The organism is Nocardia sp. NPDC003345, assembly GCF_053589395.1.
Genome location: NZ_JBSFRU010000589.1, coordinates 1 through 1,651, shown reverse-complemented (window position 1 = coordinate 1,651; position 1,651 = coordinate 1). Strand labels below are relative to the sequence as shown.

General features: G+C 65.0%; 2 protein-coding genes and 1 pseudogene. 2 read left to right on the top strand and 1 reads right to left on the bottom strand.

Annotation, left to right across the window (positions count from 1 at the left end; translation table 11 throughout):
- Positions 1–641, top strand: a pseudogene (locus tag ACWDU1_RS32240) (dihydrodipicolinate reductase); the annotation flags it as partial.
- 115 nt (positions 642–756) lie between these two features.
- On the top strand, positions 757–1,185 hold the full coding sequence (locus ACWDU1_RS32235; protein WP_450004197.1) for a DUF6069 family protein: 429 nt from the start codon (positions 757–759) through the stop codon (positions 1,183–1,185).
- Here the strand turns inward: ACWDU1_RS32235 and ACWDU1_RS32230 are convergent.
- Positions 1,175–1,651 (bottom strand): hypothetical protein (locus ACWDU1_RS32230; protein ID WP_450004196.1); only part of this gene is annotated, 477 nt, incomplete at its 5' end. The two genes, ACWDU1_RS32235 and ACWDU1_RS32230, sit on opposite strands and share 11 nt — an antisense overlap.

Genomic DNA, 1,651 nt, shown 5'->3' with positions numbered 1-1,651 from the left:
TCCTCGGAATCGTGCACACCGCCGATGTTTCCGAGATCGAGAACATCACCGTCACCGAATCGGTCGATGTCTCCTGCCACCATTCGGTCGACACCTGGAAGGCGGTCGGTTACGGCCGCCCGGTCGACGATCCGTCGATTCCGGATTCGCTCTACACGTATACGGCGGTGTTCTCCGACGCCGTGTATCTGATGGCCGATGCCTTCGATCTCGAACTCGACGAGGTGCGATTCGACTACGAACTCGGCGCCTGCACCAAGGATGTCGATCTGGGCTGGTATTTCCTGCCGAAGGGGTCGCTGGGCGCCAACTACATCAAGTACCAGGGCATGGTCGACGGCGTACCCCGGGTCGAAACCCACCTCGAATGGCAGATGACGCCGCATACCGATCCGGCCTGGCAGATCAAGGGTTGCTATATCACCCAGGTCACCGGGGACCCGAATATCTACAGCAAACATATGATCTTCCCCCGCAAGGGATTCGATCTGTCCAACCCGGAGAATTTCGCGTCCATCGGGATGACCGTCACCGGACTACCGGCGTTGAACTCGATCCGATCCGTCGTCGCGGCACGGCCGGGGATCATCACCAGCGCGGATCTGCCGCTACGCGGTTTCGCCGGACGGTTCCGGGTCTGAGCGGGCCACTCGACGCTGATGTGATGTAGGTCATAGCTCTTGCCGTCCACCGCACCCGGCCCGATTCTCGATACATACGACGAGTGACGGAACTCGTCGCAGCGAGGAGTAGGCCATGTCCGAGGCAGCCGTCCGCGCGAGCGCGTTTCCCGCATTGAGCCGTCCGGTGGCCGTGGTCGGCGCCGTGGTCGGCGGCACCGTGATCAACCTCGTGATCTGGTTGATCGGTGTCGCCGCGGGCGGCTCCTTCGAACTGACCGAGAACGGTGAGACCTACAGCGTGGCGCCCGGCGGGGTTCTCATACTGTCCGCGGTACCGATGGCCGTCGGACTCACCGCCGCGGCGCTGCTGGCCTACAGGTGGACCGGGGCGTTGCGCACCGCCGCGATCATCGGGTCGGTGCTCACCCTCGGCACGCTCGCGCGGACCTGGACCTCCGATTTCGACGGTCCGTCGATGGTCGCGCTCACCGTGATGCACGTGGTACTGGTGCCGGTATTGATCGTCGCCACCGAGGGTATGCGCCGCCGGATCAGCCGGTGAGATCCGCGCGCATCCCGGTGAGGGTCCAGCGCACCAGCGTGGGGAAATTCCGTTCGATCAGGCCCATCTCGGTTCGCGCGTCCGCGGTCCGGGCCGACGCCGGCGACTCCTGCACCGCGATCACGGAGTGATTGATGGTCAGGGTCGCCAGCGCACGGCAGCCCTCGATCGCGAGCGGTTTCGGGAAACCCGCCCGCAGCGCGGATTTGACGAGTTCGTTGACGTATCCGGTGACGGCCAGCCGGTCCTCGATCGTCATCAGCCGGGTCAGGTGCGGATGCGCGCGCAACGCACCATCCAGGGCCAGGCACCAGTGCAGGGCGGTCTCCTCCCAGGTGCCGTATTCCTCGAATTCGAGCCGGAGCCGGGAGAAGTGCCGGGCGACGAGCGCGCGCGTCAGCTCCTCCCGGTTGCCGACCTGCTGATACAGCGTTCTGGTGGAGATCCGGAGATCGCGGACGAGCCG